Source organism: Nocardia sp. NPDC047654 (assembly GCF_043205035.1).
Classification (GTDB): domain Bacteria; phylum Actinomycetota; class Actinomycetes; order Mycobacteriales; family Mycobacteriaceae; genus Nocardia.
In genome coordinates, this window is the sequence record NZ_JBIDDF010000006.1 from 1 (window position 1) to 16,840 (window position 16,840).

General features: G+C 67.5%; 21 protein-coding genes and 1 tRNA gene. 5 read left to right on the forward strand and 17 right to left on the reverse strand.

Annotated elements, in window-relative coordinates:
* The 8 genes from ACGF7Y_RS18415 to ACGF7Y_RS18450 form a co-directional block, all read right to left on the reverse strand.
* On the reverse strand, positions 1 to 713 hold a 713-nt coding region (locus tag ACGF7Y_RS18415), incomplete at its 3' end, for a hypothetical protein (protein ID WP_393235193.1).
* Positions 710 to 1,804: a hypothetical protein gene (locus ACGF7Y_RS18420; RefSeq protein WP_393235196.1), complete on the reverse strand. Its 1,095-nt coding sequence runs from the start codon at positions 1,802 to 1,804 to the stop codon at positions 710 to 712. The genes ACGF7Y_RS18415 and ACGF7Y_RS18420, both read right to left, overlap by 4 nt.
* Complete coding sequence (locus ACGF7Y_RS18425) at positions 1,801 to 2,643, reverse strand: hypothetical protein (protein WP_393235199.1); 843 nt, start codon at positions 2,641 to 2,643, stop codon at positions 1,801 to 1,803. Before ACGF7Y_RS18425 ends, ACGF7Y_RS18420 begins: the two co-directional genes overlap by 4 nt.
* A gap of 104 nt (positions 2,644 to 2,747) precedes the next feature.
* The gene (locus ACGF7Y_RS18430) at positions 2,748 to 3,149 is read right to left on the reverse strand and encodes a hypothetical protein (protein WP_393235201.1); all 402 of its coding nucleotides are present in this window, start codon (positions 3,147 to 3,149) and stop codon (positions 2,748 to 2,750) included.
* The gene (locus tag ACGF7Y_RS18435; RefSeq protein ID WP_393235204.1) at positions 3,146 to 3,478 is read right to left on the reverse strand and encodes a hypothetical protein; all 333 of its coding nucleotides are present in this window, start codon (positions 3,476 to 3,478) and stop codon (positions 3,146 to 3,148) included. The genes ACGF7Y_RS18430 and ACGF7Y_RS18435 overlap by 4 nt, the downstream gene beginning before the upstream one ends.
* A complete protein-coding gene (locus tag ACGF7Y_RS18440; protein ID WP_393235207.1) occupies positions 3,475 to 3,816 on the reverse strand; it encodes a hypothetical protein in 342 nt (113 codons plus the stop codon). Before ACGF7Y_RS18440 ends, ACGF7Y_RS18435 begins: the two co-directional genes overlap by 4 nt.
* A complete protein-coding gene (locus tag ACGF7Y_RS18445; RefSeq protein ID WP_393235210.1) occupies positions 3,813 to 3,968 on the reverse strand; it encodes a hypothetical protein in 156 nt (51 codons plus the stop codon). The genes ACGF7Y_RS18440 and ACGF7Y_RS18445 overlap by 4 nt, the downstream gene beginning before the upstream one ends.
* Positions 3,962 to 4,234, reverse strand: a complete 273-nt coding sequence (locus tag ACGF7Y_RS18450) for a hypothetical protein (RefSeq protein ID WP_228783076.1) — start codon at positions 4,232 to 4,234, stop codon at positions 3,962 to 3,964. Before ACGF7Y_RS18450 ends, ACGF7Y_RS18445 begins: the two co-directional genes overlap by 7 nt.
* A 616-nt stretch (positions 4,235 to 4,850) precedes the next feature.
* On the opposite strand from ACGF7Y_RS18450, the gene ACGF7Y_RS18455 reads away from it, so the two are divergent.
* Positions 4,851 to 5,543 (forward strand): GntR family transcriptional regulator, encoded by a 693-nt coding sequence (locus tag ACGF7Y_RS18455; RefSeq protein ID WP_393235213.1) that lies wholly within the window; start codon positions 4,851 to 4,853, stop codon positions 5,541 to 5,543.
* A gap of 15 nt (positions 5,544 to 5,558) precedes the next feature.
* On the opposite strand, the gene ACGF7Y_RS18460 is transcribed toward ACGF7Y_RS18455, so the two are convergent.
* The 3 genes from ACGF7Y_RS18460 to ACGF7Y_RS18470 all read right to left on the reverse strand — a co-directional run bounded on the left by ACGF7Y_RS18460 (position 5,559) and on the right by ACGF7Y_RS18470 (position 7,577).
* Entirely contained in the window at positions 5,559 to 6,395 is an 837-nt protein-coding gene (locus ACGF7Y_RS18460) for a hypothetical protein (protein WP_393235216.1), read from the reverse strand.
* A 78-nt stretch (positions 6,396 to 6,473) separates the two neighbouring features.
* Positions 6,474 to 7,406: a tyrosine-type recombinase/integrase gene (locus ACGF7Y_RS18465; protein ID WP_393235218.1), complete on the reverse strand. Its 933-nt coding sequence runs from the start codon at positions 7,404 to 7,406 to the stop codon at positions 6,474 to 6,476.
* Between the two features lie 97 nt (positions 7,407 to 7,503).
* Positions 7,504 to 7,577, reverse strand: a tRNA-Ile gene (locus tag ACGF7Y_RS18470).
* Between the two features lie 106 nt (positions 7,578 to 7,683).
* Here ACGF7Y_RS18470 and ACGF7Y_RS18475 point away from each other — a divergent pair.
* Positions 7,684 to 8,133 carry a nitroreductase/quinone reductase family protein gene (locus ACGF7Y_RS18475; protein WP_393235220.1) on the forward strand — a complete coding sequence of 150 codons (450 nt, stop codon included), beginning with the start codon at positions 7,684 to 7,686 and terminating at the stop codon, positions 8,131 to 8,133.
* On the opposite strand, the gene ACGF7Y_RS18480 is transcribed toward ACGF7Y_RS18475, so the two are convergent.
* Together ACGF7Y_RS18480 and ACGF7Y_RS18485 are read right to left on the reverse strand one after the other, a co-directional pair.
* Positions 8,118 to 8,282: a hypothetical protein gene (locus ACGF7Y_RS18480; RefSeq protein WP_393235223.1), complete on the reverse strand. Its 165-nt coding sequence runs from the start codon at positions 8,280 to 8,282 to the stop codon at positions 8,118 to 8,120. The two genes, ACGF7Y_RS18475 and ACGF7Y_RS18480, sit on opposite strands and share 16 nt — an antisense overlap.
* A 64-nt stretch (positions 8,283 to 8,346) precedes the next feature.
* Positions 8,347 to 9,342 (reverse strand): zinc-binding dehydrogenase, encoded by a 996-nt coding sequence (locus ACGF7Y_RS18485; protein WP_393235225.1) that lies wholly within the window; start codon positions 9,340 to 9,342, stop codon positions 8,347 to 8,349.
* Positions 9,343 to 9,418: 76 nt separating this feature from the next.
* On the opposite strand from ACGF7Y_RS18485, the gene ACGF7Y_RS18490 reads away from it, so the two are divergent.
* Both ACGF7Y_RS18490 and ACGF7Y_RS18495 read left to right on the forward strand, forming a co-directional pair.
* Positions 9,419 to 9,580 carry a hypothetical protein gene (locus ACGF7Y_RS18490; protein ID WP_174371796.1) on the forward strand — a complete coding sequence of 54 codons (162 nt, stop codon included), beginning with the start codon at positions 9,419 to 9,421 and terminating at the stop codon, positions 9,578 to 9,580.
* Positions 9,581 to 9,892: 312 nt separating this feature from the next.
* On the forward strand, positions 9,893 to 10,408 hold the full coding sequence (locus ACGF7Y_RS18495) for a hypothetical protein (RefSeq protein ID WP_393235228.1): 516 nt from the start codon (positions 9,893 to 9,895) through the stop codon (positions 10,406 to 10,408).
* Here ACGF7Y_RS18495 and ACGF7Y_RS18500 read toward each other — a convergent pair whose 3' ends face one another.
* Genes ACGF7Y_RS18500 through ACGF7Y_RS18510 form a run of 3 tightly spaced genes read right to left on the reverse strand, consistent with a single transcriptional unit; the run spans position 10,409 to position 14,213 of the window.
* On the reverse strand, positions 10,409 to 12,190 hold the full coding sequence (locus ACGF7Y_RS18500) for an SDR family oxidoreductase (RefSeq protein ID WP_393235230.1): 1,782 nt from the start codon (positions 12,188 to 12,190) through the stop codon (positions 10,409 to 10,411). It abuts the gene before it with no gap.
* A gap of 26 nt (positions 12,191 to 12,216) precedes the next feature.
* The gene (locus tag ACGF7Y_RS18505) at positions 12,217 to 13,284 is read right to left on the reverse strand and encodes a PDR/VanB family oxidoreductase (RefSeq protein WP_393235739.1); all 1,068 of its coding nucleotides are present in this window, start codon (positions 13,282 to 13,284) and stop codon (positions 12,217 to 12,219) included.
* 26 nt (positions 13,285 to 13,310) lie between these two features.
* Positions 13,311 to 14,213, reverse strand: coding sequence for a metal-dependent hydrolase (locus ACGF7Y_RS18510; RefSeq protein WP_393235233.1), 903 nt, complete (start codon positions 14,211 to 14,213; stop codon positions 13,311 to 13,313).
* Positions 14,214 to 14,411: 198 nt separating this feature from the next.
* Here ACGF7Y_RS18510 and ACGF7Y_RS18515 point away from each other — a divergent pair, with 198 nt between their 5' ends.
* Positions 14,412 to 15,803 (forward strand): wax ester/triacylglycerol synthase family O-acyltransferase, encoded by a 1,392-nt coding sequence (locus ACGF7Y_RS18515; RefSeq protein ID WP_393235236.1) that lies wholly within the window; start codon positions 14,412 to 14,414, stop codon positions 15,801 to 15,803.
* Between the two features lie 47 nt (positions 15,804 to 15,850).
* Here the strand turns inward: ACGF7Y_RS18515 and ACGF7Y_RS18520 are convergent, their stop codons facing one another.
* On the reverse strand, positions 15,851 to 16,747 hold the full coding sequence (locus ACGF7Y_RS18520; protein WP_393235238.1) for an alpha/beta fold hydrolase: 897 nt from the start codon (positions 16,745 to 16,747) through the stop codon (positions 15,851 to 15,853).
* Positions 16,748 to 16,840: the final 93 nt, after the last annotated feature.

Sequence of the window (16,840 nt, forward strand, 5' to 3'; positions counted from 1 at the left end):
TGATGCCGCGCCGAGAGTTCCTGCCACAACCCGGGTGTCTTCGAGGTCGTGGTGTTTGCCAGCGGGCCGAGCACGATCCCCGATGCCACCGTGTAGGGGGCGCCCAGCTTCGCCGTGGCGGCGGCGCGGGCGAACTGGCGGGCGAGCATCGCGTCCTTCACCCGCTCAGTGCGCCCCAGCGACTTCAACCCGACGGTCTGGGTCTTGTGCACGAACTTCGCCCACAAATACGTGGCGGTCAACGCCGCGAACGGCACACCGAGCGCGAGCATCATCCGCACACCCGACCAGTCACCGTCAGCGAGCTGGGCGGCACCGGACCACAACAGGGAGGCGGGCGTGGTCCAGGAACCGCCGGCCAGCGCCGATGTCGCGGGCAGCAGCAGGGAGGCGATGGCAAAGTTCCGAAGCCGGTGCGGCGCCAGCGGCCACCGCGCCGCCACGGCGACGATCATGACCAGCATCGCCACGATCACCAGCCCACACACCGTGGCCGTGCCCGCGAAGTCACCGACCGCCGACAAGTCCGGGAGATCGATGCCGTCGAGCTGGCGGATCGGCGGCTTCTCGGGGTGAATGCCGATGGACGGCGGCGGGTCCTGTACGACCATCGGCGGCGGTCCCTGGCTGATCGAGGGTGCGTCCGGGGTGGCGGTGTGCAGGGGGTCGCAGTCGTCGGGAGTGAGGATTGGGGTGCAATTCGGGTTGCTCATGATGCTGCTTCCTGAGGGAGATGAATGAGGGTGCGGCGACGACGCCGGTTGGGGCTTTGCTGCTTGGCGGCTTCGCGCATCGCGGCATAGCGGAGAAGAAATTTCGCCCATTCGCTGTCGAAGTCACGGATCACCAGATCCAGGGCGAGATCGCCGAATTCGTTGTCCGGCAGACGCTCCGATGCCGCGGTGACGTTCTTGAACACCGCAGGGGTGCGGCACAGGTACAGCACGCCGACCATCGCTTCTTCGCGGCTGTCGCGGGCGGCGCGGATCGCGCCTCGCAGCGCGATATCCATGTACTCGGGGTCCTTCTTCGACAACTCGACCTCGACCGCCCACCACCCGTGACGGCCCTTCACGACACCGAGGAACCGGCCGTCGTGCACGTGCGGGCGACCCAACCGCGGCTCCCGCCCGGTCGATACCTCCAGCTCAGCGGCCTTGCCTTTGCCGACAGTGCTGCCGACCCGGTGCCGCAATATGCGTTCCGACACCCACAGCTGCGGGTCAGAGCCGACGAGCATGATCCGGGCTTGGGCCACCGCCCGGTAGTGCTCGGCCAACCCCAACGGGGGATGCCAGTCGGCGGGACGCCATCCGAGATAACGGGCGGCGGTCACCCGCGTGGGCACCACCCACTTCTCCCCGGCCTGGACGTCTTCCAGCTCGTAGATGCGGCCCTCGGCGTGCAACTGCTTGGCCAGGCTGTAGACGTGGTTACGTTCCATGCCCAGAAACCAGCCCAGAACGTCCAACTGCAAGCCGTGCATGTCCACCAACCCGCGCAACGCCTGCGTCTTGCGTGGCGTCGACCGGCTCACCCGCTCCGCGCGCAGCAAGTCCTGAACGGTGGTGCGCGGCAACCCGACCCGGCGGGCGATGTCGGCCTGACTGACCTCACGGGCCCGCAATGCCGTGACCTCGCCGAGCACCTGTTCGACCTGCCGCGCCCGGACACCGAGCGTGCGGACGATCTGCTGATACGTCGCACCATTTGCCCGCAGTCCAGCGATGATCTGATCGCGGTAATCGAACTCCAACCCCGCGTAGCGATCCGGCCGCGCCGCCGTCCTCGTGTTGTGGTTCATCGGATTCGTTCCCTTCGATAGATGGGGGCCGCGCGGCGGGCGGCGATATCGCGGCGCGCCTGGATGGCGACCTCGCTCATGACCTCGGTCTCCGAATCCCGCTGCGTGGGTGCCGGTTCGGTGGTGGTCGCTTCGCTGCGGTCGCGGACGACGGTGCGTGCCGTGATCCCGAGTTGCTCGGCGATTTGGTCGGCCGACAGTCCCTGTGCGGTCAGTGCGGCGACCTGCTCCCGGTGTGCGTCGCGGAGTTGGGTCCTCGTTGGCGGTGTCCACCGCCCGCGCTGCGGCCGACCGTGCGGGTCGTCGAGCGCGGTTTCGTCCCACCCGAACGGCAACGCCCACCCGCGTTTGCGGCCGTAGTCGCGGGCCCGCTGCGACGGCCCGGGGGTCATCTGCAACCGGTCGAACAGGGCCTTGATCGCCCGCTCCCGCTCGGCCGAGATGGTCTGACCGGTGTGGTCGACCGGCAGGCGACGCTGAACCAACGCCGCGAACGTCGCGTGACTGGGATCGATCCCCAACTCCCGCGCCAAATGCGATTGCGGGTAACCGAACGCCACCAGCGCCTGCACCCGGCGACGAGCACCAGTGATCGGCACCCGCGCGTTCGCCTCGGCGACATCCGCGACGCGCTCTGGGACCTCGACGGCCAGGAGAGCGCGTTCGATATCAGCGCTGATGCGTGCGGTATCCGCGCGGGTGACGTTGACAACCGTGGCCTTGGAGACCCCGGCCAACGCCGCCACATGCGTCTTCCGCAACCCCGCACCCAGCAACCGCTCCACATGCGCCCGCGCCTCGCCGGCCTCGACGCGCGGCTGCCACCGGCCGTAAGCCATCTGCCGACGCCGCAACCGGTTGTAGGCAGGCGCACACAAACCCCGCCCCTCAGACCCGGGACCGCCACACCCGCACGGGCACACCGGGAACCGATCCGCCGCGCTCATCGGCTGCGCTCCCTGCCCTCACGGCCGTGACCAGCCGACCCGCGACGCGCAGCGATATCCGCCCGAGCCTGCAAGATGAACTCCCGCATCTCGCTCGCATCGATCCCACGGCGCTCACACGCATTGACCGAGCGCTGCCAGCGCGCCAGCTGCAACGCCTCCAACTGCGCGTCGGACGAAACACGCTTCGCCACCGCAGACTCCGCGTCGTATAGGTGCGCCTTCAGCGGCCCTCGTGACCCACCCCGAGCACGCAGCACCTGCGCCTCGTACTCACCACCAGGGCTCTTGCCCTCCCGGGCGAGCTGGCGACGGGTCCGCAGATGCTGCGGCGCCAAACCCCACGGCCACGTCGGGACACCGAACCGCTTGCCATCCGGATCGTGAAACCTGCTCATCGCGACCGCTCGATCCCACGGGAACGCTCCCGACGCAAACGGTCCCGATCAGCCGCGAGCTGGTCGCGGATCTTCACCGCCAACGCCGGACCATGGCGGTAGTCGAGCAACCGGTCCCACACCTCAGTTCGCTCGGCGTGAACCTGCGCCTGATGCTCACCGACGTGCCGTGCCCTCGACATCTCGAAGTCGTTGTCGCGGTAGCCCTTCGCCTCCGACACGTCGCCAGCGGTGAACACCATGTCGGCCAGCACACCGTGAACGAGATCCAAGCGGGCCTTCTCGGCCTCCAGCTCCGCCTGCTCCCGGCGGCGGTCCTGTGCGCTCACCGCGCCACCCCCTCAGGCAGCTGCGACCGCGGCACACACGACCCCGCAGGTTCAGCCGGAACCCCGGCATCCACCGGACGGCAGATGTTCGGCGACGGCACGTAGTCCTGATGATCGATCCATGCAGCGGTACAGCCACCCATCCCGATGAGCAGCAGCACACCGAACACGGCCAGCCGCACCATCAGCGGCAACAGCCCCAACGGGGCGAACACCGCACTGGTACCGGTGAACTCCGGACCAGCCATCGAATGCAGCGGGTTGTGTCCGCCACGGCGGTCGAAATGCGTGACCGTGTAACCCTGAACAGGCGGGTCCTGCCGCCACGGCGCGCTCATCGCCGGACCTTCCATCGCCTCGACGACCGCCAGAACGCGATCGCGCCCAGCAGCATCACCGCGAAACCGACAACCTCAGGCGCCGTCAGCACGAGGTAGCCGACCGCGATGGCGGCGACCGCAAGAATGAACGTCCGCGCCCGCATCAGCACTCACCGCCCTTGCGGCTACGACCGCGACGACGGCGGACCTGCGCAGACTTCAACGCGAGCCGCGTGTAGTGAGCCTTCCGAGCCTGATCAGCGCGGTAGGCGCGCTCCTCCGGGCTCAACAGCCCATCCGGGTCGACAATGCGGTCGAACTTGCTTGCCATCGCCGCCCGCGCCTTCGCGGTGCGCGCCGCGCGATCGGAAGTCTTCGCCCAGGACTCGTGCGCCGCGATACGCGCCTGCAATGTCCGCTCGACCGGGGTGCTCATGCCACACCGCCCGACTCGACCGGCTGCACCAAGGTGACAACCTCGGCCCGGCTGACGTAGAGCACCCGCGATGGGCGCCGTCGATACGCCTTCAACATGCTGCGGGCAATCCACCGGCGGACCGTTGTCGGGTGCACCTCTCCCGCCAAGCTGGCGGCTTGGCGCAAATTGATCAAATCGTTTGGCAGAGAGATGCTTTCGGGCGCGTCAATCTGGGCGCATACTGCGCGTTCGCGCTGGTCACTGACCGTCGGCGTTGGGCGCGCGGGATCTACACTTGACATGCTTCAGGGACTCCTATCCATCTGAAGTGCAGAAATGCTGGAGCGGGCGGCAACCCGCTTTGGCGATCACTCCCCGGCGGCGGCAACCGTCGGGGAGTTTTTTCTTGGAGTAGTCGCTGGGCGCTGAGCCCCATCGACAAGACCACTGTATATGTACAGTTGTATATGTACAAGAGCCTATGTGCAGCTATGCTCGCACAGCTTCGGCTCACACCCCCTGCCGATCGCGCATAAGCGGGAAGGGGCCAGATTGGCCCGTGTGCATATACAGTTGTGTAGGATAAGAATGATTTTCAATAAGAAACGGCTGCTCGCCTGGAAGGACTCAGTTCATGGCAGAACCTGCATACGTCTCCATCGCTGCGGAGTACGCCCGTGAGATTCGCAGTGGGGCGCTCCCCGCTGGCACCCAAATGCGAAGCCTCAACGAACTGGTCGAACGGCACGGCGTGTCGAAGATCGTCATCATCCAGGCCATACAGTTGCTAGAGCGCCAAGGACTCGTTCGCACCGTCCCTCGCCGCGGCACCTTCGTTACCGACCATCCGAACCTTGTTCGGGTCGCGCCCGAGCGTCAGATGGAAGACCCAGAAGACACGTTCAGACACGAATCCGACGGGGACATTCGTATCGAGCGCGAGAGCGAGCATCTTGCAGCGTCAGAAGGGCTTGCCGATGCATTCGCGATCTCAGTCGGCGACGAGGTGCTTCACGCGGTCACCCGCGCGACCGAGGACGGCCGACCGATCTCGATCTCGGACACGTACCAACCGATCGGAGCGCCGGACATCACGACTGCCACCGTCCTCGAGGAGATAGTTGCCGACCGGATTCCGCTGGCGTCACACGCTGCATGGCTCGGCACCCCTGCGGGTGACCTCGTTAAAGCGGTGCGCCAGCGGTATCTCGGTCCAGGCGACGATGTACTGATGCTGTCCGAGATCTCTTATCCCAGGGATCGGTACGACGCATTCGTGTTCCGGATGGAACTCAAGCAACAGCTGAAGCAGTCCCCCACCGAATAGGTGGTCAAGCGGGGGTCAGCGGCGAACCCAGCCTTGCGCTACATCGGCAAGGTTCCACCAGGAGACGTACTGGGCGTCTTCAGATTCCAGCGTCCACCCTGAGGTCAGCGCATCGAAGAAGGCGTCATCGCCAGTCTTACCGCCCTTGGGCTCGCCAACGAACAGAAGTCGATCGCCTCCGGCGCGACTGAACTCGTCGAGCGCCTTCGATGCCATCGCATTGCCCCAGCCAGGCGGCCAACACAGGAACAACACATAGTCATTCCGGCCTCGGATCCGCTCAGTGAACGAAACGAGGTCGCCTACAGGACACCAGGTGTCACGCTGACCAGATGCACTGGGGAAGGAGATATTCTCGGTCGCATCTGGCGGCTGCGAGTCATACGCGTCGACGTCCAGACCAGCGGCGGCCAGCTGTGCTGCCCAATAGCCACGGCCAGCGCCGAGTTCGACTACAGGCCGCCCAGCGCAGAATTCCGTCATCCAAGCGATCGTCTCCGGCGACGGAATCGCGTAAGCGTAGACCGCTTGCAGAATCGTCTGCGCGAACGCGAGTCGCGCACTGCCCTGCGAACGCCCGCCGTTGACCACTCGTCGCCCATCCCGATGGGAAACCGAAGGGGCCACGATGTCCCAGTAGGGATTTCGACTCTGAGTGTCGTCTCCCGTCATGTAGTTCACGAATCGAAGGTCGAATGCAGCGTCGGCCTGGTCGTCACCGCTACCGGGGATCATCGGCGCCGTGTCCAGGTAGTCGGCCACCTTCGGGTACTCGGTCCGGAGCCGCTGCTCGTCACCGAGTAGCGCGGCCAGCTGGTCGCGACGATCTGGAGAGAGGACGAACCCAGTCATGGACTCCATAGTGCCCGTATAGCCTTTACTGATGGTGTCGAATGCACGACAGCTGATGCGTTCGCCATCCGGGTCTCATTACAGCTTGTCTCCAAGACGCGCTCGGCGGTGGGCTGCTTTTGCGCGTTGGTCAGCAACGGACTTGCCGTAGCGGTCGAGCATCTGACGGGAGCGCCATCCGGCCAACATCATGAGGTCCTGTTCCTGGCCGCCGTTGGCGAGCCAGTTGTGAGCGAACCAGTGGCGCAGCATGTGCGGGTGAATGTGGTCGATGCCCGCAGCCTCGGCGCGGCGTTCCAACATCTGCCGTATGCCGTGGTCGGTCATAGGACCCTGCCGCCCGAGCCACAGCCGGTCGCTCTTCTTCGCGAATTGATGTTGGTTGCGGGCGCGCAGGTACCGACGCAGTGCGATGCGCGTCTTGTCACCGAACGGTGACGATCGCGGCCGGCCGCCCTTGCCGACGACCAGCGCGCTGTTTTCCTCGAAGTCCAGATCGTCCAGACCGAGGTTGGCGACCTCGCCGCAGCGACACCCCGTGTCCGCGAACAGACGGATGATCGCGTTGTCCCGCCGCGAATCGAAGTCGGTTCCGGCGCACTGGTCGAGCAGGGCCCGCAGGGATTCGAGGCTCGGCACCGGCACGAGCTTGTCCGGAGCGTCTGGCAGGCTCAGTTTGTCGAAAGGGTCGGATTCGATGATCTCTTCGGCCGCAAGGTATTTGAAGAACTGCTGAAGGCTCCGATACTGGCTGCGCGCGTACTGCGGGGACAGCGGCTCACCGGTCCGCCGGTTCGTTCTCGACAGCAGTGTCTCGATGTACCCGCCGATGTGGTCACGGGTGATCTCGGGCGCGTCTGTCGGGAGAGCCTCGGAGATCAGGTAGTCAGCAAAGTAGCCGATGTGGACCAGGTAGACATCGATCGTCTTCTTGGCGCGGTTCTTCCTCCGCAGCTCGGTCGCGAAGTCGTCTCGCAACTCCCGGATGTCGTCCAGCGAAGCCCTCCCCATGGCCCGATGCTACCGCAATAATCTATTCGTGGAAGAGCGCTGTTCTAGATCGAAACCTCTCCAGAAAAACAAAAACCCGCTGGTCAGCGGGTGTTTGTGGGGCGGGCGGGGCTCGAACCCGCGACCAATGGATTATGAGTCCACGGCTCTAACCGACTGAGCTACCGCCCCGTGCCGCGGGAACCGCGAGCGTTGTGGATGCTACCGGGTTCTATGGGGTGGAAACCAGTCGCCTGGCTTAGGGTGGAGGCTTCGGAAACTTACTGGAGGGTCAGGTATGGCCGGTCTGTTCACGAAGGTGCTGAAGGCGCATCAGTGGGTGTACGAGAACAGTGGTGGGCTGGTGGGGCATCGGCTGCTGCTGGGGAATCCGACGCTGCTGCTGCGGACGGTGGGGCGTAAGTCCGGTGCGCAGCGGACTTCTGCGCTGACGTACGCGCGCGACGGCGGGGACTATCTGGTGACGGCGTCCAACGGCGGGTCGCCGCGGCCGCCGGGGTGGCTGGCGAATCTGAAGACGCGGCCGGAGTGCGAGATCCAGGTCGGGCGGCGGAAACTGACGGTGCGGGCCCGGGCGACGTTGCCGGACGATCCCGAGTACGCCCGGCGGTGGGCGCTTGTCGACAAGGTGAACAAGGGTCGCTACAGCGCCTATCAGAAGCTGACCAAGCGGCCCATCGCGGTCGTGGTGCTGACCCCCGCGCAGCGGGATCAGTCGTCGCGATAGTCCTCGTCCCAGTCGTCCTCGTAGTCGTCGGCGTCGTCACGGTCGTCCCATTGCTCGGCTTCCTTGGGTGGCCGGCTGGCGAACGCCACGACAGCGACGACGAAGCCGAGGACCACGATGACGATACCGACGACGAGCAGAGTCTCCACCCCGGCACCCTAGCGCCGTCGTCGGGACCTCGCACTACGTCAATTGTCCAGTTCGCCGCTTTGTTCACACTGTTAACAAAGTGCGCCCCACGGCCGCTCGGGACTCGATGGCGGCATGCGCCCGATGGGCTTCGTCGAGCGGGAAGGTCTGGCCGATGACGACCTCCAAGCGCCCCGCGGCGACCTCGTCCTGGGCGCGCCGGGCCAGCGCCTGCCAATCGACATCCGAACCGGTGATGTCGAAAAGCCCGTAGACGGTGACATCGCGCGCCGCCGCGTCGTCCCGGTCCAGCGTGGCGAATTCACCTGCGGCAGCGCCGTATCCGAAGAAGCGCCCGCCGTCCGCGACGACCGTGAGGGCAGCCTCGCCGAGCGCGCCGCCCGCGCCGTCGAGCACCACGTGAGCGCCCGCTCCCCCGGTCGCCGCGCGCGCCTCGGCCGCCCAATCGGGCGCGGAGTAGTCGACCACCGCGCTCGCGCCGAGCCGCGCGGCCAGTTCCAGCTTCGTGGCGCCACGCGCGGCGGCGACGACGTTCGCGCCGGCGGCACGGGCGAGCTGGATCAACAGGACGCCCAGCCCGCCGGCCGCGGCGGTGATCAGCACCCATTCCCCCGGTTGGACAGCGGCGCGGTCGGACACGGCGAGCGCCGTCCTGCCGTCGTGGGTGAGCGCGACGGCCTGCGCCGGGGTCAGCCCCTCGGGCGAAGTCACCAGCGTGTCCGCCTTGGCCAGCGCTTTCTCGGCGTATCCGCCGATCGGCAGGCCTCCGCCGATGCCGCTGGCCGCGGTGGGCGTCGACACTCGCTTGCCGACCCAGGACGGATCGACGCCGGGACCGACCGACGCCACCACACCGGCGATCGCGCCGCCGGGCACGTACGGTAGCTCGATCCCGAAGAAGTCGGTGCCCCAGCCGGAACGCAGCCGAGTGTCCAGGAACATCACATCCGCGGCGGCCACGTCGACGACCACCTCCCCCGGCCCGGCCGTAGGATCCGGCAGCTCCCGCACCACGAGCACCTCTGGCCCACCGAACTCACTGGCTTGTACAGCCCTCATGACACACCCTTCGTCGTTCCTTGCCGTCCATCGACGAAGATCAGCATGGAACCTCAAGGCGTGTTGAGGTCAAATCGTGCGTCAGGAACCGCCGCCGCAGCTGGAACTACTGCCCCCGCCGCAACTGGAGCTACTGCCCCCGCCACAGCTGGAACTGCTGCCGCCGCTGCAACTGGAACTGCTTCCCCCACCGCAACTACTACCGCTCCCACCACCGCAACTACTGCCGTGGTGGTGATGGTCGTGGTGGTGGTGATGTCCGCCCCCGCAGCCGCTCGGCTGGTCGAACCCGCCGATCAACCCGGCGCCGCCGGCCGCCCAGAACGGATCCGTGGAACCCCCCTCGTGATATCCCCCGCTTCGATGCCCGACGCCCCACCCACCGTACGGTGGCGGCGGCAGGTACCGGTTGCGCTGCGAGCGGATGACGACGACCACGATGATGATCGGAACCGCCACGAGGAGCAGCACCATCAAAAGAATGAACAGAAGGATGAGTGCGCTCATGTCAGAACGGTAGCGGCCCATCGGCGCCCACGTACAGTGAACTGTGGTGAACTTCAGGTTCCGTAGATCTCCGGCGCGCGAGATCGACCTGGCGATCGTGCGCGCCGCCGTGGACGCGCTGGAACTGCCCGAGGCCGTCTACAAGACCTGCCCTTGGCAGCCGCGGGAATTGGTGGACAAGGGATTGCGGCAGTGGCTGTTGTGCTGCGGCGCCGCCATGCGGGACGACCAGGTGATCGGTATGCCGTCGCACGCGGTGGACGAAGCATGGCACGGGTTCATTCTGTGCACCAAGCTCTACGCGGAGTTCTGCGCGACCGCCTACGGCCGGTTCCTGCACCACTTCCCGGAAGGCGCCGGGCCCCCGGTCGATTCGCACGGCAGCATGGCGGAGCAGCTCGGCCGCACGGTGGTGGCGTGGGCGTTCGTGGCGGCTCCGGGCGAGGAATGCGTGCTGTGGGATCTGGACCGCCGGGTCGGCGTCGAGCAGCCGTGGGGCGTCGAGCCCGAGCGAGTGGTGGCCGTGGAGGCCGAACTCGCCCGTGCCCTCGCCTCCTGATCAGGTCAGCTTCACCCGCGCCGCCAGGAATCGGACGACGGCGGGCGCGAGCCGCCCGAAGTGGTATTGCAGGTGGGCCTCCGGGGTCACCGGCACGACGCTGCGATCGCCCTCGATGGCGCGCACGATCCGTTCGGCCACCTTCTCCGGGCCGTAACGCCGCATCCGATAGAGACTGTCGTAACGCTCCTGCTTGCGCTGCTCCTCCTCCGCGCTGACACCGGAGAACCGAGTGCGCCGCACGATGTCGGTGTGCACGATGCCGGGGCAGATGGTGTGTACCGAGATTCCGCGCCCGGCCACTTCCGCCCGGAGACAGTCGGAGAACATGAACACCGCCGACTTGCTGGTGGAATAGGCGCTGAACCCTTGTTGCGGACTGTAGGCCGCCATGCTCGAGAGGTTCACGATGTGCCCGCCGAGGCCGCGCTCGGCCATGGCCGGGCCGAACGCGCGACAGCCGTTCAGTACGCCGCCGAGGTTGATCCGCATCACCCGGTCGAATTCCGCCGCCGACGTCTCGAAGAATCCCCCGGCCTGTCCGATTCCGGCGTTGTTGATCAGGATGTCCGGCACGCCGTGGGTGTCCAGCACTGTCGCGGCGTGCGCCCGCATCTCGTCTTCGTCGGCGACATCGAGCGGATAGGCATGCGCCACACCGTGTTCGGCGGCGATCAGCTCGGCGGTCTCCTTCGCGGCCGCGAGATCGATGTCGGACACCACGATCTCGGCCCCGCGACGGGCCAGGGCGAGAGCGGTCGCGCGGCCGATGCCGCTGCCCGCGCCCGTGATGACCACCAGCTGATCGTCGAACGGCCGCCCGGTGCGACCCACCTCGGCGCGGCGCAGCGTCCGGGGCGCCGCCGAGCCGCCGAGCGTGTCGATCAGTTCGGTGGTCGCGGTGGCCAGTAATTCCGGATGCGAGAACGGCATCCAGTGCCCGGCGGGCACATCCCGCCGCCACAGCCGCCCGGTCCACTTGTGTTCGTCGTCGAATCCCGCGGGCCGCACGGCGACGTCGCGTCCGGCGACGATCAGCTGCACCGGCACCTCGGTGTGCCGCTCGCGCGGGGCGAGGATGCGCTGCACGATGTTCGCGCGATAGATCAACAGGCCGTCGACGATGTCGGCGCGGAAGGTCGGGCCGAGCCGCACGTTCGACGGCGCGGTCTCGTTCATGATCGAAACCACCCGCTGCCATACCCGTTCGGTCCCGGCCAGGCCGAAGGCGGCGCGCGGCAGCCCGGGAGTCATGAAGAAGAAGGTGTAGGCCGACGACAGCAGCTGGGTGAACGGCTGCCACACGTTGCGCGGGGTCGGCCGGGCCAGCCGGTTGCGGATCCACTTGCCGATGTGGTCCAGGTTCGGCCCCGACACCGAGGTGAACGACGCGACCCGGGTAGCGGCGCGCGGCTCGCACACCGCTTCCCACACCTGCACCGACCCCCAGTCGTGGGCGAGCACGTGCACGGGCCGGTCGGGGCTCACCGCGTCGGCGACCGCGAAGAAGTCCGCGGCCAGGCGATCGAGCCGGAAGTCGGCGGTGCGGCGGGTGCGGGTGGAACGGCCGTGCCCGCGGGTGTCGTAGGTGACGACGTGGAATCGCTCGGCCAGCCGCGGCACGACCGCGTCCCAGAGGTGATGGGTGTCCGGCCAGCCGTGCACCAGCACGACGGTCTCGGCGGCCGGGTCGCCGTATTCGTAGACGGCGAGGTCGAATTCGCCGCTGCGCACGGTTCGTTCGATCGCGGGGAGTTCGGCGATTTCGGTGGTGGTCATCATTCTCCTTGGCCGATCGGGAGGCCGGATCACAGGTCGAGCACGAGGCGTCCGCCATCGGCGCGTGAGACGCAGACGAGCATCGCGCCCGCCTCGCGTTCGGCGGCGGTGAGCACGCTGTCGCGGTGGTCGGGTTCGCCGGCCAGCACCCGGACTTTGCACGTGCGGCAGAAACCCTGCCTGCACGAGTACGGACGGTCGGGCCGGGACGCGAGGACGGCGTCGAGCGCGGTGCGCGTCGCGCCGACCTCGACGACCTCCCCGGTGGAGGCGAATTGGATTTCGAACGGCTTGCCGTTCACGATCGGTGGTGGCGAGAACCGCTCGGAATGCAGTTCCACGGACGGCATTTCCCGCACCGCGGTGGCGATCACGGCGATCATCGGCGCCGGACCGCAGCTGTAGATCGCGGTATCGGGACCGACGCCGGGCAACAGGGCGCCCGCGTCGGGAAGCCCGTGCTCGTCGTCGGTGCGCACCACGACGCGGTCGCCGAAGCCCGAGATCTCGTCGAGGAACGGCAGTGTCGCGCGGCTGCGCCCGGTGTACACCATCGACCACTCGATGCCGAGCCGGTGCGCCAGCCTGGCCATGGGCAGGATCGGCGTGACGCCGATGCCGCCCGCGACGAAATGCGGTCGCGCCGCCGGAGAGCCGTGGCCGGGCACGGCGAAGGGGAACGCGTTACGTGGACCGCGCACCACGATCGGCGAGCCCACCGGAAGGGAGTCGTGCACCTCCACCGAGCCACCGCCGCCGTCCGGGATCCGGCGCACCGCCACCCGGTAGGCGCGGACGTCGGCCGGGTCGCCGCACAGCGAGTACTGGCGCAGGCGGCCGGATGGCAGTTCGAGGTCGAGGTGGGCGCCGGGGCGCCAAGGCGGCAGCGCGCGTCCGTCGGGGGCGGCCAGCCGCAGGCCGACCACGTCTTGGTCGTGCGCCTCGATCCGGCGTTCGGTGACCACCAGCGCCAACCGCCGGTCGTCCACCTTCGGACGGGGATCGCGCCGGTTGACCAGCGTGGTCCAGCGCAACCGCGCCGAGGCGACCGCGTCGAACACCCGCACGGTGCGATCGACGTCGCGCCTGCCGAACAGATCCGCGGGCAGATGGTCGGGGACGGTCACGAGGCAATCGCCCGCGCCGCAGGGGATTTGGCCAGGTAGGCCACCGCCTGCGCGGTGGAGCCGACCGTCTCCGGGTGGTAGCCCGGCTGGAAGGTGCTCAGTGCGCTCCACAGCAGCGAGGGGACCCCGGGCAACGCGCCACGCCACATCGCGCCGAAGACTCTCGCCAGCAACCGGGGGTAACCGAGATCGGGCAGATCCCGGTCCTGGTGGACGAGGAACTTGGTGCCGCGCACCACCAAGGTCAGGAAGATCGGGAACACCAGCAGCATCAGCCCGGCGCGCCGCAGATAACCGGCGCCGAAGTAGACGGCCACGTCGTGCGCGACGTGCCGGTGCTCGACCTCTTCGGCCCCGTGCCAGCGGAACAGGTCGGCCATGCGCGGGTCGGCGCCGAACCGCTCCAGATCCGCGTTGAGCACCCAATCGCCGAGGTAGGCGAAGAAGTGTTCCAGGCAGGCGATGAAAGCCAGCCGCTCGACCAGCACCTGCCGCTCGGCCACACCGTCCACATCACGCGGCCCGAGTGTCCGGCGGAACAGGTACTCGGCCTGCCGCAGATAGGGCTCCGGATCGATGCCGTGCACGGCGAGCACCTCGTGCAGCACCTTGTCGTGCGTCTCGGCGTGCATCGATTCCTGACCGATGAACCCGAGCATCGCCTCGCGCAGCTTCTCGTCCCGCACGTACGGCAGCCCTTCGGCGTACGCGGCGCAGAACATGCGCTCGCCTTCGGGCAGCAGCAGATTGAGCGAGTTGATCAGGTGCGAGGCGATGGGTTCGGTGGGCATCCAGCGCAGCGGTGTGTCCGACCAGTCGAAACGCACGTTGCGGGCGTGCAGCGCCACCGCGCCCGGGTCGGTGTCGGGCCGCCGCCCTGCCCTGCGAAGTAGCTTCATCGATACTCCTCGATCCGCACGCGCCCGTACTCGTCGCGCGTTTCCTACATATCCGTAGCAAGCATCATACACATATATGGAACCTTCGGTAACACACAAAACGGCCACCCGCCGTTGTACGGTGGCCTCACTTCGCGACAGTCGTCACACCGGCCACGATCGCCACAAAACTAGAACATGTTCTAGTAGTCTTTTGCTATGGAACGATTGACCGGATTGGATGCCAGCTTTCTCTACTTGGAAACCGGAACCCAGCATCTGCACGTGTGCGCGCTGCTGATCCTCGACCCGTCGTCGGGTGACTACTCGTTCGAGGGCTTCAAAGCCGAACTGGCCCGGCGCATTCCGCTGATTCCGCAGATGCGCCGTCGCGTGTACGAGGTGCCGTTGAATCTCGACCATCCCGTCTGGGTGGAGGACGCGAATTTCGACCTCGACTACCACGTGCGCCGAATCGCGATCGCGCCCCCGGCCGGACGCCGGGAACTCGCCGAACTCGTCGGGGACATCGCCAGCCGGCCCATGGACCGCGATCGGCCGCTGTGGGAGATGTCGGTGGTGGAAGGCCTCGACGACGGAAAGGTCGCGGTGATCTGCAAATACCACCACGCCGCCGTGGACGGCGTCACCGGCGCCAACCTGATGATGCACCTGTGCGATCCGGAACCGGGCGCCGCCAAAGAGGTCCCCGACCAGCAGTGGCGCCCCGACCCGAAACCGAACGACTGGCAACTGCTCGCCGAAGCGGTGGTGAAGTTCCCGGCCCGGGCGGGCATCGTCGGCATGCTGCCGAAAACCGTCGGCATCGTCGCGAGCTTCGCCCAGCGCCGCCGCAAGAACAAGGCGGGCATGGCGGTACCGTTCTCCGCTCCCCGCACGCCCTTCAATCTCGCCATCACCCCGCATCGCGCCGTCGCGTTCACCGACGCCGAACTCGACGCCATCAAGGAGATCCGCTCCGCGTTCGGCGTCAAGGTGAACGACGTGGTGCTGACCGTCGTCGCCGGTGCGCTGCGCACCTATCTGGCCGGACGCGACGAATTGCCGGATCGCTCGCTCATCGCCTCCGTGCCGGTGTCCGTGCACGAGTCGACCCGGCACACCGCGGGCGTCAACAAGGTTTCCGCGCTGTTCGCGACGCTCGGCACCGACATCGCCGACCCGGTGGAACGCTTGCGCGCGGTGGCCGAGGCCAATCGCGGGGCCAAGGAAGAGCACGAGGTGATAGGTGCGGACTTCCTGCAGGACTGGTCGAAGTACGCCCCGCCGAACACCTTCCGGCTCGCGGCGCGGATGTACTCGTCGCTCAAGCTGGCCGAGGTGCACCCGGTGGTGCACAACCTGGTGGTGTCCAACGTGCCCGGTCCCCCGATGCCGCTGTACTTCCTCGGCTTCCGGGTGGACGGGATGTACCCGTTCGGGCCGGTGTTCCACGGCGCGGGCCTGACGGTGACCGTGCTGTCGAACAACGACAAGCTGAACTTCGGTTTCATCGCCTGCAAGGAACTGGTGCCCGACATCGGGGCGCTCACCGACGCCGTTCCGGGCGTGGTCTCCGAACTGCTCTCCGCGGCGCGGACATCGGGCTGAGTGCCGGTCGGCTGTCCGCCATCGCCGCCGGACAGGACCGAGCACCGTCAGATCTTCGCCGCGACGGCCTCGCAGGCTTCGAGCAACACCGGGACGAAACGATCGGCCTCGAGCACGCAACACGCGTGCCCGGCCGCGACACGGTGCGTGCTCGCCCCCGGGATCATTGTCGCCATCTCGACCTGGCGGTAGACCGGTACCGCCCGGTCGCGGGTCGTGACGACCACGGCGGTCGGCATCGTCAGAGTCGGCAGCCACGCGGTCGCGTCGAAGCGCCCGACCGCGGCGAGCACCTGGGTGAGCGCCCAACCACTGGTACTGCGGAACTCGCCCAGTGCCCAGCGATCCAATCGCCCCGGCGTCCAGGTGACCACCGGAAGCTCGGGCAGACGCCCCGCGAGCTTCTCGGCCCGGCGGTAGGAGTAGGGCCCCACGGCAGCGGCGAAGGCCGCGAACGTTCGGTGAAAAGCGTGCTCGCGCCATTTCTCGCGGAACCGATAGGGCGTCGCGCAGAGCACCAGCCCGCTCACCCGGTCCGGATGGCGATGCGCCGCCAGCAGGCCGACGATCCCGCCCAGCGAGAATCCCGCGCAGATGGCCCGGTCCAGTCGCAGCGCGTCGAGCACGGCCACCACGTCATCGGCGCAGTCCTCCAGGGTGAACCGCTCGGAGCGGATGCCGCGCCCGTGCCAGCGCTGATCGAACAGGATCACCCGGTACCGCCGGGCAAGCGCCGCCAGCGACGGGAACCAGGTGAGGTACGCGGTACAGGCCGTGGCGTGCAGCAGCACGAGCGCGGGCGCGTCCTCCGGGCCCGGGATGTCGACCACGTAGGTCCGGCCCCGGCCCGGCAGTTCGACCAGACGGCCACCGGGCACCTCGGCGATGTCGGGCACCCGGAAACGTCCACCGAACCGCGTCGCGCTTCGGTCGGGGTTCGTCATGACGCACCTCCCGAGCGGTCACACCGTGGCAAGTTTTAGAACGCGTTCTACACGATCATGACATATGCGCGTGCGACTCCCGAGCGATTACCT

Excerpts from the sequence above, each read along its gene's own strand:
- ACGF7Y_RS18420 (WP_393235196.1), bottom strand. The coding sequence starts at position 1,804 with ATGAACCACAACACGAGGACGGCGGCGCGGCCGGATCGCTACGCGGGG.
- ACGF7Y_RS18500 (WP_393235230.1), bottom strand. The coding sequence starts at position 12,190 with ATGATGACCACCACCGAAATCGCCGAACTCCCCGCGATCGAACGAACC.
- ACGF7Y_RS18455 (WP_393235213.1), top strand. The coding sequence starts at position 4,851 with ATGGCAGAACCTGCATACGTCTCCATCGCTGCGGAGTACGCCCGTGAG.
- ACGF7Y_RS18515 (WP_393235236.1), top strand. The coding sequence starts at position 14,412 with ATGGAACGATTGACCGGATTGGATGCCAGCTTTCTCTACTTGGAAACC.
- ACGF7Y_RS18520 (WP_393235238.1), bottom strand. The coding sequence starts at position 16,747 with ATGACGAACCCCGACCGAAGCGCGACGCGGTTCGGTGGACGTTTCCGG.
- ACGF7Y_RS18440 (WP_393235207.1), bottom strand. The coding sequence starts at position 3,816 with ATGAGCGCGCCGTGGCGGCAGGACCCGCCTGTTCAGGGTTACACGGTC.
- ACGF7Y_RS18430 (WP_393235201.1), bottom strand. The coding sequence starts at position 3,149 with ATGAGCAGGTTTCACGATCCGGATGGCAAGCGGTTCGGTGTCCCGACG.
- ACGF7Y_RS18460 (WP_393235216.1), bottom strand. The coding sequence starts at position 6,395 with ATGACTGGGTTCGTCCTCTCTCCAGATCGTCGCGACCAGCTGGCCGCG.
- ACGF7Y_RS18465 (WP_393235218.1), bottom strand. The coding sequence starts at position 7,406 with ATGGGGAGGGCTTCGCTGGACGACATCCGGGAGTTGCGAGACGACTTC.
- ACGF7Y_RS18450 (WP_228783076.1), bottom strand. The coding sequence starts at position 4,234 with ATGAGCACCCCGGTCGAGCGGACATTGCAGGCGCGTATCGCGGCGCAC.
- ACGF7Y_RS18475 (WP_393235220.1), top strand. The coding sequence starts at position 7,684 with ATGGCCGGTCTGTTCACGAAGGTGCTGAAGGCGCATCAGTGGGTGTAC.
- ACGF7Y_RS18510 (WP_393235233.1), bottom strand. The coding sequence starts at position 14,213 with ATGAAGCTACTTCGCAGGGCAGGGCGGCGGCCCGACACCGACCCGGGC.
- ACGF7Y_RS18485 (WP_393235225.1), bottom strand. The coding sequence starts at position 9,342 with ATGAGGGCTGTACAAGCCAGTGAGTTCGGTGGGCCAGAGGTGCTCGTG.
- ACGF7Y_RS18425 (WP_393235199.1), bottom strand. The coding sequence starts at position 2,643 with ATGGCTTACGGCCGGTGGCAGCCGCGCGTCGAGGCCGGCGAGGCGCGG.